Origin of the sequence: Hydrogenophaga sp. PML113 (genome assembly GCF_001777155.1) — a bacterium.
GTDB classification, from domain to species: Bacteria; Pseudomonadota; Gammaproteobacteria; order Burkholderiales; family Burkholderiaceae_C; genus Hydrogenophaga; species Hydrogenophaga borbori.
Genome location: NZ_MIYM01000002.1, coordinates 538,100 through 564,035, shown reverse-complemented (window position 1 = coordinate 564,035; position 25,936 = coordinate 538,100). Strand labels below are relative to the sequence as shown.

At 71.3% G+C, this 25,936-nt stretch carries 25 protein-coding genes and 2 pseudogenes; 14 read left to right on the top strand and 13 right to left on the bottom strand.

Features of this window, described 5'->3' with window-relative positions; translation table 11 throughout:
- From BHU06_RS22030 to BHU06_RS06010, 6 genes and pseudogenes are all read right to left on the bottom strand, one after another.
- Positions 1-124: pseudogene (locus BHU06_RS22030) on the bottom strand (ketol-acid reductoisomerase); the annotation flags it as partial.
- A gap of 35 nt (positions 125-159) precedes the next feature.
- Complete coding sequence (locus BHU06_RS06030) at positions 160-1,146, bottom strand: alpha-ketoacid dehydrogenase subunit beta (protein WP_070398225.1); 987 nt, start codon at positions 1,144-1,146, stop codon at positions 160-162.
- A complete protein-coding gene (locus BHU06_RS06025; protein WP_070398224.1) occupies positions 1,137-2,129 on the bottom strand; it encodes a thiamine pyrophosphate-dependent dehydrogenase E1 component subunit alpha in 993 nt (330 codons plus the stop codon). The genes BHU06_RS06030 and BHU06_RS06025 overlap by 10 nt, the downstream gene beginning before the upstream one ends.
- Before the next feature lie 19 nt (positions 2,130-2,148).
- Complete coding sequence (locus BHU06_RS06020) at positions 2,149-4,029, bottom strand: TRAP transporter large permease subunit (protein WP_070398223.1); 1,881 nt, start codon at positions 4,027-4,029, stop codon at positions 2,149-2,151.
- 1 nt (position 4,030) lies between these two features.
- A complete protein-coding gene (locus tag BHU06_RS06015; RefSeq protein WP_070398222.1) occupies positions 4,031-5,047 on the bottom strand; it encodes a TRAP transporter substrate-binding protein in 1,017 nt (338 codons plus the stop codon).
- A gap of 47 nt (positions 5,048-5,094) precedes the next feature.
- On the bottom strand, positions 5,095-5,907 hold the full coding sequence (locus BHU06_RS06010) for an SDR family NAD(P)-dependent oxidoreductase (protein WP_070398221.1): 813 nt from the start codon (positions 5,905-5,907) through the stop codon (positions 5,095-5,097).
- Between the two features lie 147 nt (positions 5,908-6,054).
- On the opposite strand from BHU06_RS06010, the gene BHU06_RS06005 reads away from it, so the two are divergent.
- On the top strand, positions 6,055-6,876 hold the full coding sequence (locus tag BHU06_RS06005) for an IclR family transcriptional regulator (RefSeq protein ID WP_070398269.1): 822 nt from the start codon (positions 6,055-6,057) through the stop codon (positions 6,874-6,876).
- Here BHU06_RS06005 and BHU06_RS06000 read toward each other — a convergent pair.
- Complete coding sequence (locus tag BHU06_RS06000) at positions 6,867-7,433, bottom strand: hypothetical protein (RefSeq protein WP_070398220.1); 567 nt, start codon at positions 7,431-7,433, stop codon at positions 6,867-6,869. The genes BHU06_RS06005 and BHU06_RS06000 overlap by 10 nt on opposite strands.
- A 163-nt stretch (positions 7,434-7,596) precedes the next feature.
- Between BHU06_RS06000 and BHU06_RS05995 the strand changes: the two genes are divergently transcribed.
- The 5 genes from BHU06_RS05995 to BHU06_RS05975 are packed head-to-tail and all read left to right on the top strand — an operon-like array spanning position 7,597 to position 11,384.
- Positions 7,597-7,860, top strand: coding sequence for a ParD-like family protein (locus BHU06_RS05995; RefSeq protein ID WP_070398219.1), 264 nt, complete (start codon positions 7,597-7,599; stop codon positions 7,858-7,860).
- Complete coding sequence (gene map / locus BHU06_RS05990; RefSeq protein WP_070398218.1) at positions 7,857-8,648, top strand: type I methionyl aminopeptidase; 792 nt, start codon at positions 7,857-7,859, stop codon at positions 8,646-8,648. Before BHU06_RS05995 ends, map begins: the two co-directional genes overlap by 4 nt.
- Before the next feature lie 46 nt (positions 8,649-8,694).
- The gene (locus tag BHU06_RS05985) at positions 8,695-9,915 is read left to right on the top strand and encodes a DNA-binding protein (protein ID WP_070398217.1); all 1,221 of its coding nucleotides are present in this window, start codon (positions 8,695-8,697) and stop codon (positions 9,913-9,915) included.
- Positions 9,916-9,960: 45 nt separating this feature from the next.
- Positions 9,961-10,617 (top strand): PQQ-binding-like beta-propeller repeat protein, encoded by a 657-nt coding sequence (locus BHU06_RS05980; RefSeq protein ID WP_070398216.1) that lies wholly within the window; start codon positions 9,961-9,963, stop codon positions 10,615-10,617.
- A gap of 14 nt (positions 10,618-10,631) precedes the next feature.
- On the top strand, positions 10,632-11,384 hold the full coding sequence (locus BHU06_RS05975) for a DUF899 domain-containing protein (protein ID WP_070398215.1): 753 nt from the start codon (positions 10,632-10,634) through the stop codon (positions 11,382-11,384).
- Between the two features lie 86 nt (positions 11,385-11,470).
- Here BHU06_RS05975 and BHU06_RS05970 read toward each other — a convergent pair whose 3' ends face one another.
- On the bottom strand, positions 11,471-11,704 hold the full coding sequence (locus tag BHU06_RS05970) for a hypothetical protein (protein ID WP_070398214.1): 234 nt from the start codon (positions 11,702-11,704) through the stop codon (positions 11,471-11,473).
- A gap of 205 nt (positions 11,705-11,909) precedes the next feature.
- Here BHU06_RS05970 and BHU06_RS05965 point away from each other — a divergent pair, with 205 nt between their 5' ends.
- The 6 genes from BHU06_RS05965 to BHU06_RS05940 are packed head-to-tail and all read left to right on the top strand — an operon-like array spanning position 11,910 to position 17,853.
- Positions 11,910-13,139, top strand: coding sequence for an ABC transporter substrate-binding protein (locus BHU06_RS05965; RefSeq protein WP_070398213.1), 1,230 nt, complete (start codon positions 11,910-11,912; stop codon positions 13,137-13,139).
- On the top strand, positions 13,139-14,002 hold the full coding sequence (locus BHU06_RS05960; RefSeq protein WP_070398212.1) for a branched-chain amino acid ABC transporter permease: 864 nt from the start codon (positions 13,139-13,141) through the stop codon (positions 14,000-14,002). Before BHU06_RS05965 ends, BHU06_RS05960 begins: the two co-directional genes overlap by 1 nt.
- Complete coding sequence (locus BHU06_RS05955; protein WP_070398211.1) at positions 13,999-14,889, top strand: hypothetical protein; 891 nt, start codon at positions 13,999-14,001, stop codon at positions 14,887-14,889. The genes BHU06_RS05960 and BHU06_RS05955 overlap by 4 nt, the downstream gene beginning before the upstream one ends.
- Entirely contained in the window at positions 14,846-15,595 is a 750-nt protein-coding gene (locus BHU06_RS05950) for an ATP-binding cassette domain-containing protein (RefSeq protein WP_070398210.1), read from the top strand. Before BHU06_RS05955 ends, BHU06_RS05950 begins: the two co-directional genes overlap by 44 nt.
- Complete coding sequence (locus BHU06_RS05945) at positions 15,588-16,295, top strand: ABC transporter ATP-binding protein (protein ID WP_175442802.1); 708 nt, start codon at positions 15,588-15,590, stop codon at positions 16,293-16,295. The genes BHU06_RS05950 and BHU06_RS05945 overlap by 8 nt, the downstream gene beginning before the upstream one ends.
- A gap of 52 nt (positions 16,296-16,347) precedes the next feature.
- Positions 16,348-17,853 carry an amidase gene (locus BHU06_RS05940; RefSeq protein WP_070398208.1) on the top strand — a complete coding sequence of 502 codons (1,506 nt, stop codon included), beginning with the start codon at positions 16,348-16,350 and terminating at the stop codon, positions 17,851-17,853.
- Positions 17,854-17,872: 19 nt separating this feature from the next.
- On the opposite strand, the gene BHU06_RS05935 is transcribed toward BHU06_RS05940, so the two are convergent.
- Both BHU06_RS05935 and BHU06_RS05930 read right to left on the bottom strand, forming a co-directional pair.
- Positions 17,873-18,787 (bottom strand): AraC family transcriptional regulator, encoded by a 915-nt coding sequence (locus BHU06_RS05935; protein WP_070398207.1) that lies wholly within the window; start codon positions 18,785-18,787, stop codon positions 17,873-17,875.
- Between the two features lie 4 nt (positions 18,788-18,791).
- Positions 18,792-19,352, bottom strand: a complete 561-nt coding sequence (locus tag BHU06_RS05930) for an NADPH-dependent FMN reductase (protein ID WP_070398206.1) — start codon at positions 19,350-19,352, stop codon at positions 18,792-18,794.
- A gap of 279 nt (positions 19,353-19,631) precedes the next feature.
- On the opposite strand from BHU06_RS05930, the gene BHU06_RS05925 reads away from it, so the two are divergent.
- A complete protein-coding gene (locus tag BHU06_RS05925; RefSeq protein WP_070398205.1) occupies positions 19,632-20,024 on the top strand; it encodes a VOC family protein in 393 nt (130 codons plus the stop codon).
- 44 nt (positions 20,025-20,068) lie between these two features.
- Positions 20,069-20,212 (top strand): annotated as a pseudogene (locus tag BHU06_RS05920) (GFA family protein); the annotation flags it as partial.
- 18 nt (positions 20,213-20,230) lie between these two features.
- Here BHU06_RS05920 and crcB read toward each other — a convergent pair.
- From crcB to BHU06_RS05905, 3 genes are all read right to left on the bottom strand, one after another.
- Positions 20,231-20,596 carry a fluoride efflux transporter CrcB gene (gene crcB, locus BHU06_RS05915; protein WP_070398204.1) on the bottom strand — a complete coding sequence of 122 codons (366 nt, stop codon included), beginning with the start codon at positions 20,594-20,596 and terminating at the stop codon, positions 20,231-20,233.
- A 2-nt stretch (positions 20,597-20,598) separates the two neighbouring features.
- Positions 20,599-21,591, bottom strand: a complete 993-nt coding sequence (locus tag BHU06_RS05910) for a recombination-associated protein RdgC (protein ID WP_070398203.1) — start codon at positions 21,589-21,591, stop codon at positions 20,599-20,601.
- Positions 21,592-21,663: 72 nt separating this feature from the next.
- Entirely contained in the window at positions 21,664-25,881 is a 4,218-nt protein-coding gene (locus BHU06_RS05905) for a beta-ketoacyl synthase N-terminal-like domain-containing protein (RefSeq protein WP_070398202.1), read from the bottom strand.
- Between the last annotated feature and the right edge of the window lie 55 nt (positions 25,882-25,936).

Genomic DNA, 25,936 nt, shown 5'->3' with positions numbered 1-25,936 from the left:
CCTTCACCCCGCTGTCGTTGAGGTTCTGCGCGTGCGCGTGGCCCTGGCTGCCGTAGCCGATGATCGCGACCGTCTTGCCCTTGATGAGGGACAGATCGCAGTCCTTGTCGTAGAAAACTTTCATGGTCTTGTCGGTGGTGAGTGAAAACAGAAGGGGGATCAGGCGGCCGTTGCCTGCGCGGCGTCGGCCATGAGCTGTTGCGCCGCCTCGACGACGGCGGACGGGGAGACGCGGGCCACGGTCTCCAGGCGCGTGGCGTAGCCCACGGGAATGCGCGGCGCGCCCAGGCGGCCGACGCGGCAGCCCGTGGCCTGCGCGGCGGTGGCCGCCACCTCGGCGCCGAAGCCGCCGGCCTGCACCGCGTCGTGCACCACCAGCAGGCGGCGCGTGCGCGCGCAGTCGGCCAGCACGGTGTCGCGGTCCCAGGGCCAGAGCGTGCCCAGGTCGATGACGCTGGCGCGCACGCCCAACGCGGCCAGCTCGTCGGCGGCCTGGCTGGCGGTGCGCACGGCGGCGGACCAGCTCACGAGGGTGAGGTCATCGCCGCGCCGCAGAACGTTCGCGCGGCCGGGCGTGGCGACGAGGGATTCGTCCACGTCGCCCTCCAGGCCCCAGAGTTCCTTGTTCTCCATGTAGATCACCGGGTCCTCGCCGCGCAGGGCCTGGGTGAGCATGCTGTAGTTGTCCTGCGGGGTGGCGGGGCACATCACCACCACGCCGGGCAGGTGGGCGAACCAGGCCTCCAGGCTTTGCGAGTGCTGCGCCGCCGAGTTGGACCAGAAGCCGATGGGCAGCCGCATCACCAGCGGCACGCGGCCCTGGCCACCGAACATGTAGCGGTTCTTGGCGGCCTGGTTGACGATCTCGTCCATGGCGCAGAGCGCGAAGTCGACCACGCGCATTTCCACCACGGGGCGCATGCCCACGAGCGCCATGCCCACGCCGGCGCCGACGATGGTGGCCTCGGAGATGGGCGTGTCGATCACGCGCTCGGGCCCGAAGGCGGCCTGCAGGCCCTTGTACTGCTGGAAGATGCCGCCGCGGCCCACGTCCTCGCCCAGCACCACGACGCGCGGGTCGGCGCGCATGGCGTTGGCCAGGGCGCGCACGGCGGCGTCGGCGTAGGTGGTTCGGATCAGTGCCATGGGCCGGCTCCGGTGGTCTGGATGTCGGTGAACGCGCTGGCCGGGTCGGGCGCGGGCGAGGCGTCGGCGAAAGCCACGGCGTCGTCGATCTCGGCGCGCACCTCGGCGTCGATGGCGTCGAGCTGCGCGAGCGTGGCGCCGCGCGCCAGGGCGCGTTCGCGCGCGCGGCGCAGCGGGTCGGCGTCGATGGCGCCTTGCAGGTCCTGCGGGTCGCGGTAGCCCTGCGTGTCCACCGAAACGTGGCCGCGCACGCGCCAGGTGAGGGCGTGCAGCAGCTGCGGGCCTTCGCCCGCGTGGATCCTGGCGACCAGGCGGCCGGCCGCCGCGTGCACGGCCTCCACGTCGTTGCCGTCGGCGGTTTCGCCGGGCACGCCCAGCGCCGCCGCGCGCGCGGCCACGCCGGGGCCGGCGCTCAGGCCGGCGGTGGCGGTGGTGGCGGAGTAGCGGTTGTCCTCGCAGACGAAGAGCACGGGCAGTTGGTAGACGGCGGCCCAGTTGAGCGCTTCCAGGAAGGGGCCGCGGTTGGTGGCGCCGTCGCCGAAGAAGCAGGCCACCAAGTGTGGCTTGCCTTGCAGCTTGAGCGCCTGCGCCGCGCCGCAGGCGATGGGCAGGCCGGCCGTGACCACGCCGTTGGCGCCCAGCATGCCGACCGAGAAGTCGGCGATGTGCATGGAGCCGCCCTTGCCGCCGTTGCTGCCGCCGGCGCGGCCGAACAGCTCGGCCATCATGCGGCGCATGTCACCGCCCTTGGCCAGGGTGTGGCCGTGGCCGCGGTGGGTGCTGGTGAGCAGGTCCTCGCGCGTGAGGTGGGCGCAGACGCCGGCGGCCACGGCCTCCTGTCCGATGGACAGGTGCAGCGGACCGCGCACCTTGGCGCGCTCGTCCACCTTGGCGCCGAGCACGCCCACGCCGCCCTGGCTGGCCACCTCGGCCGCGAGTTCGAAGGCGCGGATGCGCGCCATGGTCCGGTAGAGATCGATCATGGAGACGGTTGGATGGGGGTCACAAGGCCAGCGTGGTGATGCCCGGCACGGCCGCGATGATCAGCACGCCCACCAGCAGCGCGATGAGGTAGGGCCAGATGGCGCCGATCACCTCGTCGGGCGGTGCGTCGCCGATGCGGCAGGCGATGTAGAAGCCCACGCCGATGGGGGGCATCATCAGGCCGATGTTCATGGCGCAGACGATGACCATGGCGTAGTGCACGTCGTTGATGCCCAGCTTGTGCGCGATGGGGAACATGATGGGCGCGAGCAGCAGCACGGCGGGCAGGCCTTCGAGCAGGCAGCCCAGGGCCACGAAGACCAGGATGGTGACGGCCATGAAGCCGACCCAGCCGCCGGGCAGCGTGGTCATGAAGCCGGAGAGGTGCTGCACCACGCCGCTTTGCGTGATGGACCAGGCCATGGCCGAGGCCGAGCCCAGCACCAGCAGCACCACGCCCGAAAGCGCGGCGGTTTCCACCAGCATGTCGTAGAACTTGCGCAGGCCGATGCCGCCATACATCACCTGGCCCACGAACAGCGCGTAGACCACGGCGACGGTGGAGACCTCGGTGGCGGTGGCCACGCCTTCGCCCACCGCGGCGCGGATGAGGAAGGGCAGCACCAGGGCGGGCGCGGCGATCAGCAGGAAGCGGCCCACCATCTGCATCGGCGCGCGCTGGGTGTGGCTCATGTCCTCGTGGCGCGCCTTCCAGCGCGCCAGCACCAGCAGCACGGCCAGCAGCACCATGGCGATGACGAAGCCGGCCTGGAACAGGCCCGCGATGGACACGCCGGCCACCGCGCCCAGCACGATGAGCACGATGCTGGGCGGCACGGTGTCGGCCATGGCGGCGCCGGTGGCCAGCAGGGCCACCATCTCGCGTGGCTTGTGGCCGCGGCGCTTCATTTCGGGGAAGAGGGCGGGGGCCACGGTGGCCATGTCGGACACCTTGGAGCCCGAGATGCCCGAGACGATGAACAGCGAGCCCAGCAGCACGTAGGACATGCCGGCCTTGACGTGCCCGAGCAGCGAGCCCAGGAAGTCGACGATGGCCTTGCCCATGCCGGTGGCGTCGAGGATGCAGCCCAGCAGCACGAAGATGGGCACCGAGACCAGCACCAGGCTGGACATGCCCTCGTCCATGCGGCCGATGACCACGGTGAGCGGCACGTGCGTGGTGAAGGCCAGGTAGCACACCGCGCCGATGCCGAAGCAGAAGGCGATGGGCACGCCGGCCACCAGGCAGACGGCGGCGAAGCCGATGAGCACGAAGCCGATGTTGGCCGTGCCCAGCTTCATGAGCTGCGGCGAGAAGTGCCAGCACAGGCCTGCGACGGCCGCCACCAGCAGCACCGCCAGCACCAGGTCGAGCTTGCGCGCCGAGCGGCCCGCGTACTGCACGATGAGGGCCAGCATGGCGATGAAGCCGAAGGCGATGGAGCTGACGCGGAAGGTGTTGGGCAGGTCCAGCGCCGGCGTGTGGATGAACCACTCGTCCTTGGCGTAGTCGATGGCCGGGCCGACGAGCGCCAGCAGCACGGCGGCGATGGCCACCAGAGCGAAGGCGTGCACGAACTCGCGCAGGCGCGGCGGCAGCAGGTCGACGAACAGGCCCAGGCGCAGGTGCTCGTTGCGGTGAACCGCGATGGCCGCGCCCAGCATGGTGAGCCAGATGAAGGAGATCGAGACGACCTCGTCGGACCACACCAGGGATTTGTTGAACAGGTAGCGCGAGATCACGCCCACGAGCAGCAGCACCGTGATGTTGAGCATCAGGAGGGCCGAGACGGCCTCCAGCGGCTTGAGCCAGAACGGGCTGCGGCGCGTGTCGTGAAGGACGGCGCCTTTGTAGGCGCCGTCGGCGTCGGCGGAGGTGCCGGCGATGAGTTCGCTCATGTCAGCCCAGCTTGCCGGTGTACTTCTCCATCACCGCCCAGGCCTCGTCGCCGAACTTGGCTTTCCACTCGGCGTAGAAGCCGGCGCTGCGCAGCTTCTCGCGGAAGGGCGCGGTGGCGGGCGAGTTGAAGACGATGCCCTTGGCCGTGAGGTCTTTCTGCAGCGTGGCTTCGTTGGCGGCCACGTCCACGCGCTCCTTCACGGCGGCGGCGTTGATGTGCTTGGCGACGATGTCGCGCACGTCGGGTGGCAGGCGGTCCCAGGCGCGGCGGTTGATCAGCGTCCAGAAGCCGTCCCACATGTGGTTGGTGAGCGAGCAGTACTTCTGCACCTCGTAGAGCTTGAAGTTGGAGATGACCGCGAACGGGTTCTCCTGGCCGTCGGCGACCTTGGTCTGCAGGGCCGTGTACATCTCGGAGGCGTTGATCGAGATCGGCGAGGAGCCGAAGGCCTTGAACATCGAGGTCCACATCGGCGACACCGGCACGCGGATCTTGAAGCCCTCGAGGTCGGCCGGCGTGTTGATGGGCTTGGTGGACGAGGTGGTCTGGCGGAAGCCGTTGTCCCAGATGCGGTCGAGCGCGTGCAGGTTGGCCTTGGCGATCTGCGCGCGGATGTAGGCGCCGACGTCGCCGTCCATGGCCTTCCACACGGCGTCGTAGTTGGGGAAGGCGAAGCCCAGGCCGTTGAGCGCGGCCGGCGTGACCAGGGTGGACAGGATGAGGCCGGAGAGGTTGAACATCTCCACGCCGCCCGAGCGCAGCTGGCTCAGCGTGTCGGTGTCGGAGCCGAGCTGGTTGCTGGGGAACAGCTGGATGTCCATGCGGCCGTTGGTTTCCTTCTTGATGGCCTCCACCGCTTCCTTGGCGCGCACGTTCATGGGGTGCTGCGGCGGCTGGTTGTTGGCGTACTTGAAGGTGAACTCGGCGTTCTGGCCGTACGCCAGCTTCAGCGGCGCGGCGATGCTGGCCGCGGTAATGCCCGTGGCCTTGATCAGGGTGCGGCGGGAAAGGCTCATCGTGTGTCTCCTCTGTGTGGTGGGACTGGCGGGGAAAGCGGTGCGGCTCAGGCGGCGGGCGCGGTGGCGGCGGGGATGTCGAACAGCTGGCGCATGTACAGGCCGCTGGCGAGGTAGCCACCGTCCACGCCCAGCGTCTGGCCGGTCACGAAGCTGGCCTGCTCGGAAGCGAAGAACAGCGCGGCGGCCGAGACCTCGGCCGGTGAGCAGAAGCGGTGCATGGGGCAGACGTCGAGGTAGGTGTTGGCCTTGGAGCTGCCGTGCAGGGTGCGGATCATGGGCGTGTCCACGAAGCCGGGCGCGATGGCGTTGACGGTGATGCCGTGCTCGCCGAGTTCGATGGCGAACTGCGCCGTCATGGCGATGAGCGCGGCCTTGGAGCTGCCATAGGCCAGGCGGCCGGTGCCCGCGCGCACGCCGCTGATGGACGAAACGTTGACGATGCGGCCCCAGCGCTGGCGCTTCATGCCGGGCAGCACCGCCTGCGTGAGCAGCATGGGGGCGGTGAGGTTGATGGCCAGCGTGGTGTTCCACTGCGCCAGCGAAACCTGGTCGTGCGGCTGCGTGGAGACCACGCCGGCGTTGTTGATGAGGATGTCCACCCGCGGGACGCGCCGGTCCAGCGCGGCCATGGCGCGCTGAATGGCCTCGGCGTCGGCCAGGTCCAGCACCAGGGCCTCGGCCTGGCCGCCGGCCTGGCGGATGCCCTGCGCGGCCTGCTCGGCCGCCGGGCCGTTGCGGTCCACGATGCAGACCGTGGCGCCTTGTTGCGCGAGGTCTTGCGCGATCTGCAGACCGATGCCGCTGGCGGCGCCCGTGACCAGGGCGATGCGCCCGCCGTGCTGATTGGGGTTGTCCATCTCGCCCTTGTGAGGTTGAATGTCCAGAATGTGAATCGAATGGACCGATGTTGGCAGCACAACCCGGGGCTGCGTCAGAGGAAAACCCTGAATCCGTCCGCAAAAGCGGTCCACTATGTGATCCGCGGTTTGCGGGTTTTCACCAAGATGAACACACCCGAACCACCGGCTGGCGAAACCGCCGGCGCGCAGACCCTGAGGCGGGGGCTGGGCATCCTGAAGCTGCTGGCGCGCCATCAGCCCGAGGGGCTGCGCATCGGCGAGATCGGGCGCCGCCTGGGCCTGAGCAAGGCCACGGCGGTGCGGCTCACGCACACGCTGGCCGACGAGCGCTTCGTGGTGCACGACCCGGCCACGCGCTGCTACCGCCTGGGGCCGGAGTCCTTCGTGGTGGGGCTGGCGGCCGAGCCCAGTTACTCGCTGCAGCGCCTGGCCACGGCCTCGCTGCGCGCGCTGGCGCTGGAGACCGGCGACTGGGTGTTCTTCTCGGTGGTGCAGGGGCTGGAGGCGATCTGCCTGTCGCGCGAGACGGGGCACGGCCCCATCCCCAGCGACGCGCTGCGCCTGGGCGACCGGCACCCGCTGGGCGTGGGCGCGGGCGGCCTGGCCATCCTGGCCGCGCTGCCCGACGACGAGGTCGAGCACGCGCTGTCGGTCAACGGCCCCTACATCGACGAGCACTTTCCCAAGTCGCCGGTGGCGGTGATCCGCCACCTGGTGGCCGAGACGCGCGAACGCGGCTACGCGGTGATCCCGGGCATCGTGGTGCCGGGCTACTGGGCGCTGGGGGTGTCGCTACAGCAGCGCGACGGCCGGCCGGTGGGCGCCATCGTGCTGGTGGCGAGCGAATCGCGCCTGCACCCGACGCGCCGCGCCGCGCTCGGCGAGCGCATGCTCAACATCGGCCGCGACCTGATGAGCCGGGCCGCGCAGGGCGAGGGCGAGGCGCCGTCCGCGGCCTACCGCTGAGGTTCGGCCGGCTCCAGGATGCTCCTGGGCGGGTTGCGCTTCATCTCGTCGGCCAGGGTCACCTGCTCGGGGCTCATGCACTCGTCGGCCACCCGCAGGCCCAGCTTCTGGCTCATGAGCATGGACTTGTTGCCCAGCTGCAGCCAGAGCGCGCCGCGTTTCGGGTCTTCCAGGCGGATGGCGCCGGTGCGGCTTTCCACGGGGTGCATGAAGTAGCGCGCCTTGCGGGGCTTGTCGACCTGCAGGATGAAGAAGCCTTGCCGCTTGGCGGGCGTGACCTGCACGGTGTTGCCCAGCTCGCAGGGGATGTTGCCGACGTAGACCCGCTGGGCCACCGCGAGGTCGGCGTCGCTCAGGGAGACGTCGGTGTCTTCGTCGATTGGCGTCGCTTCTTCCACGGCCTTGGCCGCGGAGCGGGCCAGGGGCGCGCGTTTCTGGGTCGGTGTCTGGGCGGCGGAAGCGAGCTTGGCCGCGGGTTGGGGCGCGGGGGCCTGTGCCCGCGCGGCGGGCGCCAAGGCCACGGCGCTCAGGGAGACCAGGAGGGGGAGGGGCTTCATGGGTCGCGTCAGGTGGTGGGGGGCAGCGCGCAGTCTGCGCGCAGCGCCGGCGAAAGGGTGTTCGCAGATGTTTCCGCGGGGGCCGCGCCCCTGTCAGCGCCCCTGGACGCGAGCGCCATCCGGGTTTATATAATTCGTATATGTTTCATATATACACTGATCCATGGGCATCGTGAAAATCTCGGACCGGATGCACGAGAACCTGCGCGTGGCGAGCAACGCCCTCGGCCGCTCCATCAACGCGCAAGCCGAACACTGGATGCGCGTGGGCATGTTGGCCGAGCTGCACCCGGACCTGGACCACCAGGCGATTGCGCAGTTGTTGGTCCGGGCCGAACTCGAGGGGGGGCTGGACATCGCGGTGGCGGTCACGCCCGAGGGCAAGGGCCGCCATTCCCGCGCGCCATCGAACGGAAAACGCGGATGACCCGGGGCGTCACCATCCAGTCCGCCGAGGGCATCGAGAAGGCGCGGCGCGCCGGCCAACTGGCGGCCGAGGTGCTGAGCGCTGTTGCGCCCCACGTGGTGCCGGGCGTGAGCACCGAGGCGCTCGACCGCATCTGTCACGAGCACATCGTGAACGTGCAAGGCGCCATCCCCGCGAACCTGGGCTACCACGGTTACCCCAAGACCATCCTCACCTCCGTCAACCAGGTGGTCTGCCACGGCATTCCCTCGCCCGACAAGATCCTGAGGAAGGGCGACATCGTCAACATCGACGTCGCCGTCAATCAGGACGGCTGGTTCGGTGACACCAGCCGCATGTATTTCGTCGGCGAGCCCGGCATCCTGGCCCGCCGTCTGGTGGACGCGACCTACGAGGCCATGGTGGCCGGCATCCGCCAGGTCCGGCCCGGTGCGACGCTGGGCGATATCGGTCATGCCATCCAGTCGGTCGCGCACCGCGAGCGCTTCAGCGTCGTGCGCGAGTACTGCGGGCATGGCATCGGGCGGGTCTACCACGACAAGCCGGATGTGCTGCACCACGGCCAGCGCGGGGAAGGGCTGCGGCTGGAAGCGGGCATGGTGTTCACCATCGAACCGATGCTCAACGCCGGCCGGCGCGAGACGCGCACCCTGGCCGATGGCTGGACCGTCGTGACCAAGGACCGCTCGCTGTCGGCGCAGTGGGAGCACATGGTGGCGGTGACGCCCGAGGGATATGAGGTGCTGACGCGTTGGCCGGACGGCACGGGGGCGTACGCGCCGGTGTGAGCGCCACGCGGGCCGGGTGCCGGCAAGCTCGCTAAGCTGCGCGCCCATGGACTCCCTCATCGCCGCCGCCGCCCGCGCGCTCGCCGCCGGCGATCCGCTGGGCGCGCTGCAGCGCGTGGCGCTGCGCGAGGACCCGCCCGCGCTGGCCCTGCGCGGCACCGCGATGGCGCAGCTGGGCGAGTACCCGCGCGCCCGCGAACTGCTGCGGCGCGCGGGCAAGGGGTTCGGACCGCACGAGGCCCTGGCCCGCGCGCGCTGCGTGGTGGCCGAGGCCGAAGTGGCGCTGGCCCAGCGCGAGCTGGGGGGCTCGCCGCGCGCGCTGTTGGCCGCCGCGAAGGCCCTGGCCGCGCGCGGTGACAGGGCCAATGCCTGGCGGGCGCAGCTGATCGCCGCGCGCTGGCCGCTGCTGATGGGGCGGCTGGACGAGGCCGCCGCGCAGCTGGCGCCGCTGAATGGCCAGGCCCTGCCGCCGCCACTGGCCGCCCTGGCCCACCTCACGGCGGCGGAGCTCGCGCTGCGCTCGCTGCGCACCGGCCCGGCGCGCCAGGCGCTGGCGCGCGCGGCGCAGGCGGCCGAGCGCGCGGGCGTGCCCGCGCTGCGGGCCGAGGTGGACGAGGCCCGCGCGGCCCTGGACCGCCCGGCCGCGCGCCGCGTGGGTGGTGGTGGTGAGCAGGTGCTGCGCCTGCAGGACGTGGAGGCGCTGCTCGCGTCGCGCGCCCTGGTGGTGGACGCCTGCCGGCGCGGCCTCAGCGCGGGCGCGGCATGGCAGTCGCTCGCCAGCCGCCCGGTGCTGTTCGCGCTGGCGTTCGCGCTGGCGCAGGCCTGGCCCGGCGACGTGGACCGGCAAGCGCTCATCGCGCGCGCCTTTCGAACGAAGCACCCCGACGAGACGCACCGCGCGCGGCTGCGCGTGGAGATCGGTCGCCTGCGCGCCATGGCGGCGGGCGTGGCCGACATCACGGCCACGCCGCGCGGTTTTCGGCTCGTGCCCCGGGACGAGCGGCCCGTGATCGTGCTGGCGCCGCCGATCGAGGGCGAGCAGGCCGCGCTGCAGGCGCTGCTGTCCGATGGCGCGGCCTGGTCCACGTCGGCCCTGGCCCTGGCGCTGGGCGCCAGCCAGCGCACGGTGCAGCGCGCCCTGGCGGAACTCCAGGACCAGGGCCGTGCGCGCGCCATCGGGCAGGCCCGCGCGCGCCGATGGCTGGCGCCGCCGCTGGCGGGATTCACGACGATCTTGTTACTCCCCGCTTCGCTGCCGCTTGACTAGAGTGCACCTCAAGGCGCCGCGTGTGGCGCCCTCAAGGAGCAACCGATGAAGAGCAAGCCATCGATCCAGCCCGCCGAGGTCGTGCGCGAGTACGGCCCCTTCGACGGCGCCACCCAGGTCCACGGCGTGAGCTACGACGGCCGCCACGTGTGGGCCGCCACCGGCCCGCGCATCGTGGCCTTCGATCCCGCCAGCGGCGAGACCGTGCGCCGCATCGAGCAGCCGTGCGACGCGGGCACCGCCTTCGACGGCACGCACCTCTACCAGATCGCCGAGTCGCGCATCGACAAGATCGACCCGGCCACGGGGAAGGTGCTGTCGTCGATTCCCGCGCCGGGCCAGGGGTACGACTCGGGCCTGACCTGGGCCGAGGGCAGCCTGTGGGTGGGCCAGTACCGCGACCGCAAGATTCATCAGATCGACCCCGAGACCGGCGCGATCCGCCGCACCATCGAATCGAACCGCTTCGTCACCGGCGTCACCTGGGTCGACGGCCAGCTGTGGCACGGCACCTGGGAGGCCGACGACAGCGAGCTGCGCCGCCTCGACCCCGCCAGCGGCGAGGTGCTGCAGCGCCTGCGCATGCCGGCGGGCGAGGGCGTGAGCGGGCTGGAGTCCGACGGCGCCGAGCTGTTCTATTGCGGTGGCGGCGCCAGCGGCAAGGTGCGTGCCGTGCGCCGGCCCAAGTCCCTTCAATCCTGAGACAGGAGCGTCACATGAACCCGACCACCACCACCGACCGAGAGCAATGGCTGGCGCAGCGCCTCGCGCTGCTCGCCCGCGAGAAGGAGCTGAGCCGCCTGGGCGACGAACTCGCCGAGGCGCGCCGCGCGCTGCCCTGGGTGCGCATGGACAAGCGCTACGTGTTCGACACGCCCGAGGGCCCGCGCGGACTCGCCGACCTGTTCGACGGACGCAGCCAGCTGCTGGTGCAGCACTTCATGCTCGGTCCGGACTGGGAGGAGGGCTGCAAGAGCTGCTCGTTCATGGCCGACCACACCGACGGCATGCTGGCGCACCTGGCCGCGCGCGACGTGGGTTTCGTGGCGATCTCGCGCGCGCCGCTGGAGAAGATCGAGCGCTTCCGCCGCCGCATGGGCTGGAACTTCCGCTGGGTGTCCTCGCACGGCAGCGATTTCAACCGCGACTTCGGCGTGAGCTTCACGCCCGCCGAGGTGGCCGCGCAATCCATGCACTACAACTTCGCGCAACGGCCCTTCGCCAACGACGAGATGCCCGGCGTGAGCGTGTTCGCGAAGAACGGCGCCGGCGAGGTCTTCCACACCTACTCCACCTACGGACGCGGGGTGGAGGTGATGATGGGCACCTACCGGCTGTTGGACCTCACGCCGCGCGGGCGCCACGAAGACGGCCTGGACAACACCATGGGTTGGGTGCGGCACCACGACCGCTACGAGAGCGCACCGGCGGCCAAGGCGGGTGGATCATGCTGCGGCTCGCGCGCCTGATGGTGCTGCTGGCGCTCGGGCACATGCCCTGCGCGGGTCCAATGGTGGCGGCCGCCGTCTGGGTGCCGCTGCTGGAGCCGCTGTGTTCAGCTGCGGTCTTGTAGCGCGTCCACGCCCGACTCGCGCGCGCAATGCGCGCAGCAGAAGATGCGCTCGCCATCCTGCACGCCGTGGCCAATGACCTTGCAGCCGCAGTGCGCGCACGCGGGCGCGCAGGCGTGGATGCCGCATTCGAAGCTGTCGACGGTGACGGTCCGGTCTTGGGTGACGATCTGGAAGGAGCGGTCGTAGTCGTTGCCGCAAACGTCGCATCGGGCCATGTGATACCTCCTTGAAATGGGGGAAAGCCGCGCGGCGGCAAGCCGCGTGCCCAGCCTATCCGGAACGGATTGCGCCGACCCGGCCGAAATTGCGCGGAAGCTGGGCCGCGCGCTCCGGTGATGCCCACCAGCACCGCTGGCCTGACATACCTTCGCTCCCCGTTCGACCCGCCCGGGTCTTGTGGCAACGACGAGGAGACTTCCCATGAACCTGAACCGCCGCGCCTTCACCGGCTCCCTGGCCTCCGGCCTGCTGGCCGCTCCGCTCGCGGGCCTGTCTTCCCTGGCGCGTGCCCAGGGCAATGAGATCGTCATCGGCAGCATCCAGGACATGTCCGGTCCGCTGCAGCCCTTCGGGCGCGGCAAGAGCAACGTGCTCAAGTTCGGCGTGGCCCAGATCAACGCGGCCGGCGGCTTGCTGGGCCGACCGCTGCGCATCGTCGAGTACGACACGCAGTCGAACAACCAGCTTTACGCGCAGTTCGGCCAGCAGCTGGCGCTGCGCGACAAGGCCGTGGTGGCCTTCGGCGGTGTGACCAGCGCCGCGCGCGAGGTGGTGCGCCCCGTGCTGCGCCGCGCCAACGTGCCCTACTTCTACAACATGCCCTACGAGGGCGGCGTGTGCGACCGCAATACCGTGCTCACCGGCGTGACGCCCAGCCACGCGCTGCGCACCATCGTGCCGCACCTGATCAAGAACCACGGCAAGAAGCTCTACGTGCTGGGCGCGGATTACAACTTCGGCCAGCTCTCGGCCAAGTGGATCCGCCGGCTCGCGGCCGAGCACGGCGGCGAGGTGGTGGGTGTGGAGCTGTTCCCCATGGACGCGGCGAACTTCAACACCACCATCGCCAAGATCCAGGCCGCGGCACCCAACGCCATCATCAACAGCTTCGTCGGTCCGGCGCACGGCAGCTTCTACGGCCAGTGGGCGGCCTCGGGCATGAAGGGCAAGGTCGCGTTGGCCTCGCAGACCTTCGGCGACGTGGGCGAGCACCTGCTCATGCCCAAAGAGATCACCAACGGCGTGATCGTCTGCACCAACTACTTCGAGGAGCTGGACATGCCCTCGAACAAGGCCTTCATCAAGGCCTACCGCGACGCGGGCCACAAGGATTACGTGAGCAACACCACGATGAACGAGTACGTGGCGCTGCGGCTGTGGGCCGCCGCCGTGGCCAAGGCCGGCAGCCTGGACCGCAACGCGGTGCTCAAGGCGCTGGAGTCGAACCTGTCGATAGACGCGCCGCATGGCCAGGTGGCGCTGGACCCCGCCACCCACCACTGCACCTACGACATGTACCTGGCCGAGGTGCGCGACGGCGGCTACCGCGTGCTGGACAAGAGCCGCGCGGTCACGGCCATCGACATGGTGGGCCAGTGCGACCTGGTGAAGAACCCGAACACCAACCAGCAGTTCGAGCCGCGCATCTGATGGACTACGCGGTCCTGTCCTTCCACCTCGTCTACGCCATTGCCCTACTGGTGCTCACCAGCCTGGGCCTGGCCATCGTCTTCGGGATGATGCGGGTGGTGAACTTCGCGCACGGCGAGTTCCTCATGATCGGCGGCTACACGTTGGTGCTCAGCGTGCAGGCTGGCCTCAACATCTGGCTGGCCATGTTCGTGGTCGCGCCGGCGGTGGTGGGGCTGGTGGGCTACGCGCTGGAGCGGCTGATCATCCGACACCTCTACGGGCGCATGCTCGACACCATCCTCGCCACCTGGGGCGTGAGCCTGGCGCTCATCGGCCTGGCAACCTGGGCCTTCGGCTTCCAGCAGCGCGGCGTGGTCGCGCCGTTGGGCAGCTTCACGCTCGGCGGCTACCGCGACTCCTGGTACAGCGTGCTGATCATCGCGGTCGCCACCGCGCTGGTGCTGGGCACCTGGTGGGTGCTGCGCCACACGCGCACCGGCCTGCTGGCGCGCGGCACCATGCAGAACGCGCCGATGGCCGAAGCCCTGGGCATGAACACCTCGCGCGTCTACGCCTGGACCTTCGCGGCCGGCGCGGCCATCAGCGGCCTGGCGGGCGCGGTGATGGCGCCGCTGACCGGCGCGGTGCCCACCATCGGCACTGCCTACGTCACGCGCGCCTTCATCACCGTCATCACCGGCGGGGCCAACGCGATCACGGGCACGGTGGTGGCGAGTTCGCTGTTCGGCACGTTGAGCGAGCTGGTCACGCGCTGGGCCACGCCGGTGGCCGGGCACGTGGCGCTGCTGGCGCTGGCCGTGGTGCTGCTGCGCCTCATGCCCTCGGGCATCACCGGCCGTTTCTTCCGGAGGTCGCTGTGAGCGCGCGCATCGCAGGCTTCAAGCCGCTGGCGTGGGCGCTGGCGGTGGTGGCGCTGTTCGGCGTCGCCTGGCTGGTGGACCTGGCCACGCTGGTCACGCTCAACGTCTACGTGATCTTGTCCATCCTGGCGCTGAGCATGGCGCTGGTGTGGGGCGTGGCGGGCATCTTCAGCTTCGGCCAGTCGGTGTTCTTCGGCTTGGGCGCCTACGCCTACGCGGTGCTGGCGCTCAACGGCCAGGGCAGCGCGATCGCCCTGGGCGCCGCCTTGCTGCTGCCGGTGGCGGGCGCGGCGCTGATGGGCTACTTCCTGTTCTACGGCCGCATCAGCGACGTCTACCTGGGCGTGATCACGCTGACCGCTTCGTTGATACTGTTCCACCTGGTCAATACCGTGTCGGGCTCGGATTTCCGCCTCGGCGCGGTGGCGCTGGGCGGCTACAACGGCATCCCAGGCGTGCCGCCGATCGCGCTGTTCGGGCAGGAGCTGGACTTCGCGCAGCTCTATCTGCTGAGCGCGGCGCTGCTGGTCCTGGTCTATGCGGGCCTCAAGGGCCTGGTGCGGTCGCGTTTCGGGCAGGTCGTCGCAGCGATCCGCGAGCACGCGCTGCGTGCCGAGCTGCTGGGTTACGACGCGCGCGCCCACAAGCTCGGCGTGTTCGTGATCGGCGCGGCCATCGCCGGCCTGGCAGGCGCGCTGCACGCAGCCTGGGGCGGCTTCGTCGGACCCGATGTGTTACCAACCTGGTGCTGGGCACGATCTTCGTGCTGTGCGTGCTGCTGCTGCCCAAGGGCCTGTTGCCCTGGCTGCGCGAGCGCGTACCGGGCCGCCACGGGGGCACCGCATGAGCGCCCCGGCATCCCCGCAGGACCTGGCCATCCACACTGAAGACCTGAGCGTGCGCTTCGGCGGCGTGGTGGCGGTGGACCGGGTGAACCTGTCCGTGGCGCGCGGCGAGCTGCGTTGCCTGATCGGCCCCAACGGCGCGGGCAAAAGCACGCTGTTCAAGACGCTCACGGGCCAGCAGGCGCCGAGCGCGGGCCGCGTGCGCATCCTGGGCCGCGAGGTCAATGGCTTCGAGCGCCACGAGATCGCCCGGCTGGGCGTGGGCGTGAAGACCCAGGTGTCCAGCGTGTTCGACGGCCTCACGGTGGACGCCAGCCTGCGCGTGGCCGCCGGCCGCCACCGCGCGCGCCGCCCGGTGGGTTCGGTGGTCGACGAGGTGCTCGATCAGCTGCGCCTGGGCGCGGTGCGCCGGCGCCAGCTGGGCGCGCTCTCGCACGGTCAGCGCCAGTGGGTGGAGCTGGGTATGGTGCTCGCGACCGACCCGCGGCTGGTGCTGCTGGACGAGCCGGTGGCCGGCATGAGCGAGGAGGAGACCGCGCGCACGGCCGAGCTGATCCTGTCCATGCGCGGCGCGGGCCGCGCCATCGTGGTGGTGGAGCACGATATGCGCTTCGTGCGCCGCATCGCCGAGCGTGTGACAGTGCTGCACCGCGGCGCCGTGCTGCGCGACGGGGCCGTGGACGCGGTGCTGGCCGACCCCGTGGTGCGCGACGTCTACCTGGGCCGAGAGGAGCATGTGCGTGCTTGAACTGCAAGGCATCCGTGGCGGCTACGGCCGCATCAACGTGCTCGACGGCGTCTCGCTGTCGGTGGGCGAGGGCGAGTTCCTCGGCGTGCTGGGGCACAACGGCATGGGCAAGACCACGCTCATGCGCGCCATCGTGGGCGAGATCGCGCTGACGGCGGGCACGCTGCGCTGGCGGGGCCAGTCGATCGCGGGCCTGCCCACGCACCGGCGCGTGGCGCTGGGCATCGGCTACGTGCCGCAGGGCCGGCGCATCTTCCCGCTGCTGTCGGTGCGCGAGAACCTGCTGTTCGCGGCCTCGGTGCACGGGCGGCGCGAGGCGGCGCGCGTGGTGGACGAGGTGCTGGCCGACTTCCCCGCGCTGGCGCGCCTGCTGGAGCGCCCCGGCGGCCTGCTGAGCGGCGGCGAGCAGCAGATCCTGGCGCTGGCGCGTTGCCTGTGCACGCGGCCCACGCTGGTGCTGCTGGACGAACCCACCGAGGGCATACAGCCCTCCATCATCGAGGACATGGTGGTGCTGCTGCGCGCGCTGCGCGAGCGCCACCGCCTGTCCATCGTGCTGGTCGAGCAGAACCTCGACTTTCTGCGCGCCCTGTCCGACCGCATCGTGGTGCTGGAGAAGGGCCGCACCGTGCGCGAGGCCCGCGCCAGCGACGCCGCCGCGATGGCGGCGCTGGTCGAGTCGGCCGAGTTCGCGGGCTGAGGCGGCGCGACCAGCGCCCGCCGATCTCCAACAAGACTTTCAAGGGAACACCATGGCATTCCATCTGCCGAACAAGGACCGCCTGCGTTACCTGGGCGAGGAACTGGGCATCGACGTCGACGCCGACTACGCGCAGACCGTGCTGGACATGCTGGCCCCGCTGGTGCCCGAGTTCCGCACCGTCGACCGCCTGCCCGACCAGACCCTGCCCGTGCGCTACCCGCGCGCCGGCGGCACGCGGCCCGAGGCGAAGGACAACCCCTGGGGCGCCTGGTCGGTGCGCTGCGACATCCGTGGCGCGGCCGAGGGTCCGCTGGCGGGCAAGACGGTGGCGATCAAGGACAACGTGCAGATCGCCGGCGTGCCCATGATGAACGGCGCCTCGCTGCTGGAAGGCTATGCACCCGAGGGCGACGCCACGCTGGTCACGCGCATCCTGGACGCGGGCGGCCACATCGTGGGCAAGTCGGCCTGCGAGTACTTCTCCTTCTCGGGCGGAAGCGCCACGAGCGCGGGTGGCCCGGTGAACAGCCCGCGCAATCCGGGCCACACGCCGGGTGGCTCCACCACCGGCAGCGCCGCGCTGCTGGCGGCGGGCGAGGTGGACTTGGCCATCGGCGCCGACCAGGCCGGCTCCATCCGCATCCCGGCCTCGTTCTCGGGCATCGTGGGCCTCAAGCCCACCTATGGCCTCGTGCCCTACACCGGCGTCATGGGCCTGGACCACAGCATCGACCACGTGGGGCCTATGGCGCGCGACGTGGCCGGCGTGGCCTTGCTGCTGGAGGCGATCGCGGGCGAGGACGGCATCGACGGCCGCCAGCGCGGCGTGCGGGTGGAGCGCTACACCCAGGGCCTGGACCGTGGCGTGAAGGGGCTGCGCATCGGCGTGGTGAAGGAGTCCTTCGGCTGGCCCGAGTCGCACCCGGGCACCGACAGCGCCGTGCGCGCGGCCGTCGAGGCGCTGCGCGCGGCGGGCGCGGTGGTCGACGAGGTCTCGGTGCCCTGGCACCGCCATGGCTTCGCGATCTGGAGCGCCATCGCCAACGAAGGCACTTACCACACGCTCTACGGCGGGCAGGGTGCGGGTCACCTCACCACGGGCGCGTACCCACTGTCGCTGATGACCGCGCTGGGCGGCCTGCGCGCGCGTGCCAACGAGATGCCGCACACGCTGAAGATCGGCATGCTGCTCGGCGCTTACCTGCACCAGCAGTACCAGGGCCGTTTCTACGCCAAGGCGCAGAACCTGCGCCGGCGCCTGCGCGCGGCCTACGACGAGGCGCTGGCCGGCCGCGAGCTGTTGCTCATGCCCACCACGCCCTTCCCCACGCTGCCCATTCCATCCGACGATGCGCCGGTGGCCGAGGTGATCCAGCACAGCTGGACCATGCTGGCCAACACCAGCCCCTTCGATCTCACCGGCCACCCCGCGGTCAGCGTGCCCTGCGGCGAGGCGGACGGCAAACCGGTGGGCCTGATGCTGATCGGTCGCCACTTCGACGACGCGCTGGTGCTGCGCGTCGCGGCCGACCACGAGCGCCGCCACGCGGGCTGAGGCTACGCGGACGGCGCCTTCAGTGCTGGCGCCGTCCGCCCACGCCGCCCAGCGCGGTGCGGTAGGCGCGCGGCGACAGGCCCGTGGCCTTGCCGAAGGCGCGCGCCAGGTGATCGGCGCCGGAAAAGCCGCTGTCGCGCGCCACCGTGTCCATGGGCAGGGTGGTGCGCTCCAGCAGGCGGCGCGCGTGCGCCACGCGCAGGTCACCCACGTACTGCAGCGGCGAGCGGCCGGTGGAGGCCTTGAAGCAGCGCAGGAAGTGAAACTTGGAGAAGCCCGTGATGGCAGCGAGCTCGTCCAGGCTCAGGTCCTGCGTGAGGTGTTCCTTGATGTGGTCGATGAGCCGCTTGAGCACGGCCGGCGGCAGCTTGCGCACCGCCGGGCCGGCGCGCCCGCGCGCGCCCCACTGCTGGCCAAGCTCGTTGGCGATCACGGCGCAGTAGCTGTCCACCATCAGCCGCGGGCTGGCGCTGGAGGCGTGCTGCATGAACTGCGTCACCAACTGGTAGATGGTGGGGTTGGCGAAGCCACGCTGCGACAGCTGCCACAGCCCATCGCCGGGGTTGCGGTGGCCCAGTTCGTCGAGCAGGCCATTCAGGTCGTCGGCCGACAGCGCCAGCAGTGTGACGTCGGCATAGCCGTCCTTGCACCAGCGATAGGCGTTGCCGGCGGGAAAGACGTGCAGCGGGTGCGGGTGGCTGCTGAAGTGGTCGCGAAAGCCCCAGCCGAAGTCGAACAGCGCGCGCTTGAGCCGGTACTCGTTGGCGGCCAGCAGCACCACCTCGTCCAGCGGCGGGATCTCCACCGTGTGCGCCTCGAAGGTGCAGTGGATCAAGGTGCCGCGGCAGCGGCCCGCGAGGGGCGTGACCTGGTCGAGGCGGTAGCTGGGCGAGCGCGACAGCACGCTCGCCAGGGGGGTGGCCGGGGCGCCCACGGGCTCAGCCGCGGGCCTTGTTCGCCGCCACGAAGGCGGCGAAGGCCTTCATGTAGTTGCGCAGGAATTCCTCGGTGCTGGCATCGGTGACGCGGCCGTCCTCGGCCACCAGGTCCTTCTTGAACTGGATGTAGGCCTCGGGCTGCATCATCTGCGGCGCGTTGCAAAAGTTGAGCACGGCGCGCAGGTGCGCCTGGGCCAGCGCGGTGCCGATGGCGCCCACCGAGGCGCCGATGACGCCCGAGGGCTTGCCCGTGAACGAGTTCTTGCCCCAGGGGCGCGACCCCCAGTCGATCGCGTTCTTCAGGCCGCCCGGGATGGAGCGGTTGTATTCGGGTGTGACGAAGAGCAGGGCGTCGGCGTCGGCGATGGCCTGCTTGAAGGCCGTGGCCACGGCCGGGTAGCTGGCGTCGTGGTCGTGGCTGTACAGCGGCAGGTCCTTGATCGGGATCTCGTGCATCACCAGTTCCGCCGGCGCGAGCTTGACCAAGGCCTTGGCGAGCTGGCGGTTGATGGAGGCGCTGGCGAGGCTGCCGATGATGTAGCCGACCTTGTGCTGGGCCATGGAGGATCTCCTGCGGGGTGGATGGGCGCGTGGCCCGGGTGGTCGGGGCATTGTTGGTCAGCGCCCAATCCCGACCAAACGATGGGGGCTCGGCGCGCGCCCTCCCGGTCCGGGGATTGCCTACACTGGCCGCTCCGTTCGCGACCCGACGAGGCCTTCCATGCTCCAGCTGCGACCCCCTTGCGAGCGCTGCCGCGCCGACCTGCCACCCGAGGCGCGCCACGAGCGCGTGCTCCAGCCGCGGCGCTGCGCGGCATCCCGTTGACGAAGGGGGCCCGCGTGTTCTCCCACATCCACCTCGGCGTGAGCGACTTCGATCGGGCGCTGGCCTTCTACCGGCAACTGATGCCCGTGCTCGGCATCCGCGAGCGCTTCTGCGAGCCCGAGCGGCCCTGGGCCGGCTGGCAGTCGGCGCCCGGCCTGCGCCCGCTGTTCCTCATCGGTCGCCCGCACGACGCGCAGGCCCACGCGGTGGGCAATGGCCAGATGGTGGCCTTCCTGGCCGAGCGCCGCGCCACCGTGGACCGCGCCCACGCCGTGGCGCTGGCCAGCGGCGGCTCCTGCGAGGGCCCGCCCGGGCCGCGCCCCGAGTACCACGCCCACTACTACGGCGCCTACTTCCGCGACACGGAGGGCAACAAGCTCTGCGTGGCTTGCCACTCGCCGGTTTGAACCTTGCCCCCCGGGAGCCCCCCATGCCCGACTTCCGTCCCCTTTGGCCGCCTCGCTGCGGTTGGCACCCGTATGCCGAGGGCACCGACCCCCAGGGCCATGCCATGGCGGCGATCAACCTGCGCTGCGTGGAGGGCATCGACCTCGCGGCGATTCCGGTGCAGCACTTCGACGGCCGGTCGGCCTGAGTGGGGCGCGCCCGCCGCTCAGGCCAGGGTCTTGAGCCCCAGCCAGGTGAGCAGCAGCGAGCCGAGCAGGTGCAGCGAGGCCACGCCCAGGGCCAGCGCCAGCCGGCCCTGCTGCAGCAGCGTGACCACCTCGACGGAGAAGGTGGAGAAGGTGGTGAGCGCCCCCAGCAAACCGGTGACGATGGCCAGGCGCCAGACCGGGTCGATGTGTGGGTTGGCTTGGAACACGGCCACGACCAGGCCGATGGCGTAGGCGCCGATCCAGTTGGCCGCCAGCGTGCCCCAGGGCAGCAGGCTGTGCGGCTGGCTCAGCCACAGCCCGAGGCGCCAGCGCAGCAGCGCGCCGGCGCAGGCCCCGAGGCAGATGGCGAGCACCGAGGCCATGTTCAGAACGGCGCGTCGTCGCTGGCGCTGGCCGGGGTGGCGTCGGAGGCGGGCGCCGCGCCGGCCGGCGCGGGCTCATGCCCCGGCACCTGGCCGGGTTGCAGCTCGCCGCCCAGCGCCGCGATGAGCGCGTCGAGCACGCCGCGCAGCTCGCCCGTGCCGATGGCGACGTTGCTGTCGAAGCTCTGCTCTTCCTTGCCCTGGTTCTCTTCGAACACGCCTTCGAGGAACTGGATTTTCTTGAGCGCCATGCTTTCGGTGAGCGTGAAGCCGACGCGGCCTTCCCAGTTGAGCGCCAGGCGCGTGGGCAGCTTGCCTTCGCTGATGTGGCGGCGCACCTCGTCGTTGAAGAGGTGGTGGCGGGTGAACTTCACCACCGATTTTTCCTCGTCGCTGGAGCGCAGCTCGCAGTCGCGCTCCACGGCCAGGCCCTCGGGCCATTCCTCGGCGTCGCTGGCGCTGAGCCACTGCGTCATGGCGCTCTGCGGCGTCTGCTGCGTATTGAAGAGCGTGAGCACCAGGCCGTCGAAGGCGCGCACCAGGGCGGTGACCAGGTCGTCGAGCTTGCCCTGGCTGCTGGCGTCGGTGGCGAGCCAGCCGCGCTCGGGGTCGATCCACACCCAGGACGTCTGCTGGCGCGAGAAGGCCTGGGGCAGCAGCGAGAGCAGGGCGTCTTCGCGCAGGGCCTTGGTTTCCTTCTTGCCGGGTTTGCGGCCGGTGGTGGCCTCGATGTGGTCGGCCGCCTCCTGGGCCTTGCGGCGCACCACGGCACCGGGCACCGACTTGGTTTCGATCTGCAGCTTGAGGATGCGCTGGCCGGCGATGGCTTCCACCAGCGGGCCGTGGGCCTCGCCGCGCGGCTCCACCCAGCCGACCGATTTGTCCTGCGTGGCGGGGCAGGGCACGAAGCGCTGGCCGTCCAGGGCCTTCTCCATCGCCTCGGGCGTGGGCGCCCAACCGGGGCCGATGCGGTAGAGCGTGAGGTTCTTGAACACGAAAGGGATCTCCGGAAAAACGAACCCCGCGCACCTGGGCGGTGGCGGGGTGTGCATCTTAGCGGCGGTGGACTAGGGCGGCGTCAGCGGCGCGCGGGTGGTGGCCTCGGCCAGCAGGCGTTCGATCGATGGGCTGTGCAGGCGGGCCAGGTGCCGCGCGAGGCGCTCGACCGAGGCGTACTCGAAGAACAGCGCCATGGACACGTCGGCGCCCAGCCGGGCCGCCAGCGCATGGCAGGTGTGCACGGCGATCAGCGAATCGGCGCCGAGCCGCGCGAACGGCACCGAGCGGTCGGCGCACCGGATGCCGTGCGACGCGAGCTCGGTCTCGATCCAGTGGGCCACGGTGTCTTCGGCCAGCGGGCTGGCGGGTGGTGGGGCGGCCGGGGGGCTGGCGATGGCGGTGACGGTGGTGGTGCCGGGCGCGGTCCGCCGGTTGGCTTCCTCCGCGTTGGCGGCCCGCGCGGGGGCGCAGCGCTGGCCGTCGGGGCCCGCGGCGCTGGCGCCGGGCGGTCCGCCGGCCCGCTCGCGCGCCGCGGGCGCGGGCTGCCCCCGCGTGTCGGGTGAGCTGCCCGGCAACCAGTACGCGCGGCGGGTGAAGGGGTAGGTGGGCAGGGGCACGATGCGCGCGCCGCTGCCGCGAAAGTGCTCGTTCCAGTCGACGGGTTCGCCGCGCAGCCAGCGCTGGCCCAGCGCCACCAGCGCCGCCAGCCCCTCGTCGCCGGGCCATGCCCGCGGTCCGTGCCGCAACTGTTCGATGGCGTCCCGCACGCCGCAGACCACCAGGCATTCGCGCAGCCTGAAGGCTTCGCGCCCCGCGCAGCGGGTGTACGACAGGTCGAGCATCGACAGGTCGGGTTGTTCCAGCAGTTGGTCGAGCAGGCGGGAGCGCACCGCCAGCAGTTCCTCGCGGTTGCGCGCCGACAGGCACAGCAGGTGGTGCGATCGCGTGGTGCGCGCGCGGGCGGCGGGCAGCGGCGCGTCGGACACGATCGCGTGCGCGTTGGTGCCGCCGAAACCAAAGGAGCTGATGCCCGCGTGCCGCGGGGCCACGCCCCGGGGCCAGGGCGCGGCGGACAGCACCGGCCAGAACGGCGTGTGCTCCAGGCGCAGGTTCGGGTGCGGCTTGCGCAGGTTCAAGGTGGGCGGCAGCAGCCCGTGCCGCAGGGACAGCAGCAGCTTGATCAGCCCCGCCACGCCGGCCGCGGCCATGGGATGGCCGATGTTGGCCTTGACCGAGCCGATGCCGCAGTACGGCGCGCCGGTCGGCTCGCCGAAGACGTTGGTGAGCGCGTGCACCTCGATCGCGTCGCCGACCGGCGTGCCGGTGCCATGGGCCTCAACGTAACCGATCTGCGAGGGGTGAAGGCCGGCCTGGGCCAGGGCCTGCCGCAGCATCGCTTCCTGCCCTTCCAGCGTGGGCGCCATGAGGCCGATGGAGTGGCCGTCGTTGGTGACGGCGGTGGCCGAGATCACCGCGTCGATGCGGTCGCCGTCGGCCAGCGCCTGGTCGAGCCGCTTGAGCACCACCAGGCCCAGGCCCTCGCTGGCCACCATGCCGCTGGCGGCCTCGTCGAACACGCGGCAGACGCCTTCGTCCGACAGGGTGCCGGTCTGGCCGAGCAGTTGCATCATGCTCAGCGTGGACAGCAGGCTCACACCGCCGGCCAGCGCGATCTCGCTCTGGCTCGACCGCAGGTCGGTGCAGGCGCAGTGCAGCGCCACCAGCGAGGACGCGCAGGCCGTGTCGATGTGCAGCGCGGGGCCTTTGAGGTCGAGCCGCTGTGACAGGCGCGCGGCGATGATGCTCAACAGGTTGCCCGGCAGCAGCTGCGGGTGCTGCGCGGCAGGGAAGTCGCCCCGGCGGCGCAGTTCGATGAGCGACTCCAGGTAGGCGTTGTGTGTCGCGCCGACGTAGACACCGACCTGGCGCTGCGCCGGCATGCGCGTGCCGGTGTAGCCGGCGTCGTCGAGTGCTTCATAGCCCACCTCGAGCATCAGGCGCTGCTGCGGGTCCATGAGCCGAGCCTCTTCGTCGTCCAGGCCGAAGAAGTCGGCCGCGAACAGTTCGATGCCATCGATGCGCCCCATGTGCAGGCGCTGGCCTTCGGGCATCCAGGGGGGCGCCGGCACTTCGCGGATCGACGACACGCCGTCGCGCAGCTGGCCCCAGAACTGTGCCGGCGAGGCCGCGCCGGGGAAGCGGCAGGCCATGCCGATGACGGCGATGGCCGGCGATGGGGCGGCGGGCGCTTGCGCTGGCGCGCAGGCGCCCGCAGAGGCGGAGACGGAGACGGAGACGGCGGTATCTGCAGAGGCGGCACATGTGGCCTCTGGCGCCAGGTGGCGCTCCAGGCAGGCCACGGTGTCGCGCACTGTTCGACCATCGATCAGCAGCCCCGTGCCGAGGCGGCGGCCCAGGCTTCTTTCGAGCAGTGCCAATGCCTGGATCGCCTGCACCGAGCCGCCGCCCAGGGCGGTGAACGGGGTGTCCAGGCCGATGTCGCCGGGACGCAGGCGCAGGGCCTCGGACCAGGCCTGCACCACCTGGCGCACCAGGCCGTCGTTGGCCGGCGCCGGGGCCGGCGCCTGGGGCGCGTGGGCGTGGAAGGCCTGGAGCAGCTCGGCGAAGGCGCCCAACTGCCATTGCCGCGCGAGCGGGTGGCGCTGCGGCTTGCCGCTGGAGGTGTGCGGGATGCGGCGCACCGGCAAGGCGCCGACCACCGGGTGCGCCAGGTAGGCCTCGGCGGCGGCGCGCAGGCGGTGCAGCAGGCGCCAGCCGTCGTCGTGCGCGCGCGCCACCACGAACAGCACCACGGCCTCGCTGCCATCGGCCTGCGGCACGCCGCAGGCGGCGATGCGCCCGGTCTTGAGCCCGAACAGCTGGCCCAGGTGCTGCTCCACGTCAACCGCCATCACCTGGCGGCCGTGGATGGCGATCACGTCCTTGAGTCGGCCAGTGATGGTGAGGCGGCCGCCGCGCAGGAAGCCGAGGTCGCCGGTGCGCAGCCAGCCCTCGGCGTCGAAGCATTCGCGCGCGGCGCCCTCGGCGCGGGTCTCGTAGCCGCTGGTGACGCTGGCGCCTCGGACCTGGACCTCGCCCAGGCGCTGTTCGCCGAGGTCGCTGCCGTCTTCGCCGACAACGCGCACCTGCGTGGAGGCAAGGGGCAGGCCGACATCGGCGTACTCGATCGCCTCGACGCCCTCGGCGGCGTCCCGCACCAGGCCGTCGCGCAACAGCGCCTGGCGGTCGAGCCGGTGCGTCAGCGCGCGCGTGCCCCGCGGGGAGAGCGACACGACCACCGTGGCCTCGGCCAGGCCGTAGGCCGGCGCCATGGCGTCGGGGCGCAGGCCGGCCGCGGCCATGCGGGACACGAACGCGCGCATCGTCGGCACCCAGATCGGCTCGGCGCCGTTGAACCACAGGCGCACGCAGGACAGGTCCACGCCCTGGGGCGGGCCGCCGTCGAGCTTGTCGAGCACGTGGCGCAGGCCGAAGTTGGGGCCACCCACCACGGCCGAGCGGTGCTGGTGGATTTTGGTGAGCCACAGCAGCGGATCGGCCACGAAGTCGGCGGCATCGAGCTTGACCTGGCCCGCCCCGAGGTAGGCGGGCAGCAGGTGGAACATCACCAGGCCCATGTCGTGGTAGTAAGGCATCCAGTTCAGGAAACCGTGCGCCGGCAGCAGCCCCTGGGCCTGCGCCATGTCGCGCAGGTTGGCGAGCATGTTGGCGTGCGTGAGCCGCACGCCCTTGGGCATGCCGGTGGAGCCGGACGACAGTTGCAGGTAGGCCAGATCGCCGGGCTGGGCCCGGTGCTCGCGCGCCCGCGTGGCGTCGGCCTCGCCGGGGTCGCAGAGCCAGCGCATGCCGCGGGGGAGGGCCGCCGCGCCCGCGGCGTGGTCGGCCCGCTGGTCATCGTCGATCAGCAGCGTGGTGCTGGGCCCGAGCAGCGAGCACACGGCGCGCAGCCGGCGGGAGGCTTCGCTCTCGCGCCGCCAGCTGGCGACCTTGGGCAGCAGCACGGGCACCAGGCCCCCGAGCACGCAGGCCCAGAAGACCTCGAGCTGGCGGGCGCTGGCGCCGACCTGCGACAACACGGCCTGGCCCGGCGACAGGCCCTGCGCCTGCAGCGCGGCCAGCAGGCCCCGCGCGCGGGCCAGCAGGCCGGGGTAGCTCAAAGGGGTCTCGCTGCCGTCGCGGTGCACGGTGACGAGGGCGTGGGGGGAGGGAAGGCTGGCGGCGTTGAGCAAGACGTCGGCCAGCGTCGCGGGTGGCGGGCTGTGCATGGTGGACTCCCTGGTTTGAGCGGGGCACCATGCTGGGCGAACTGGCCGCAGCCGG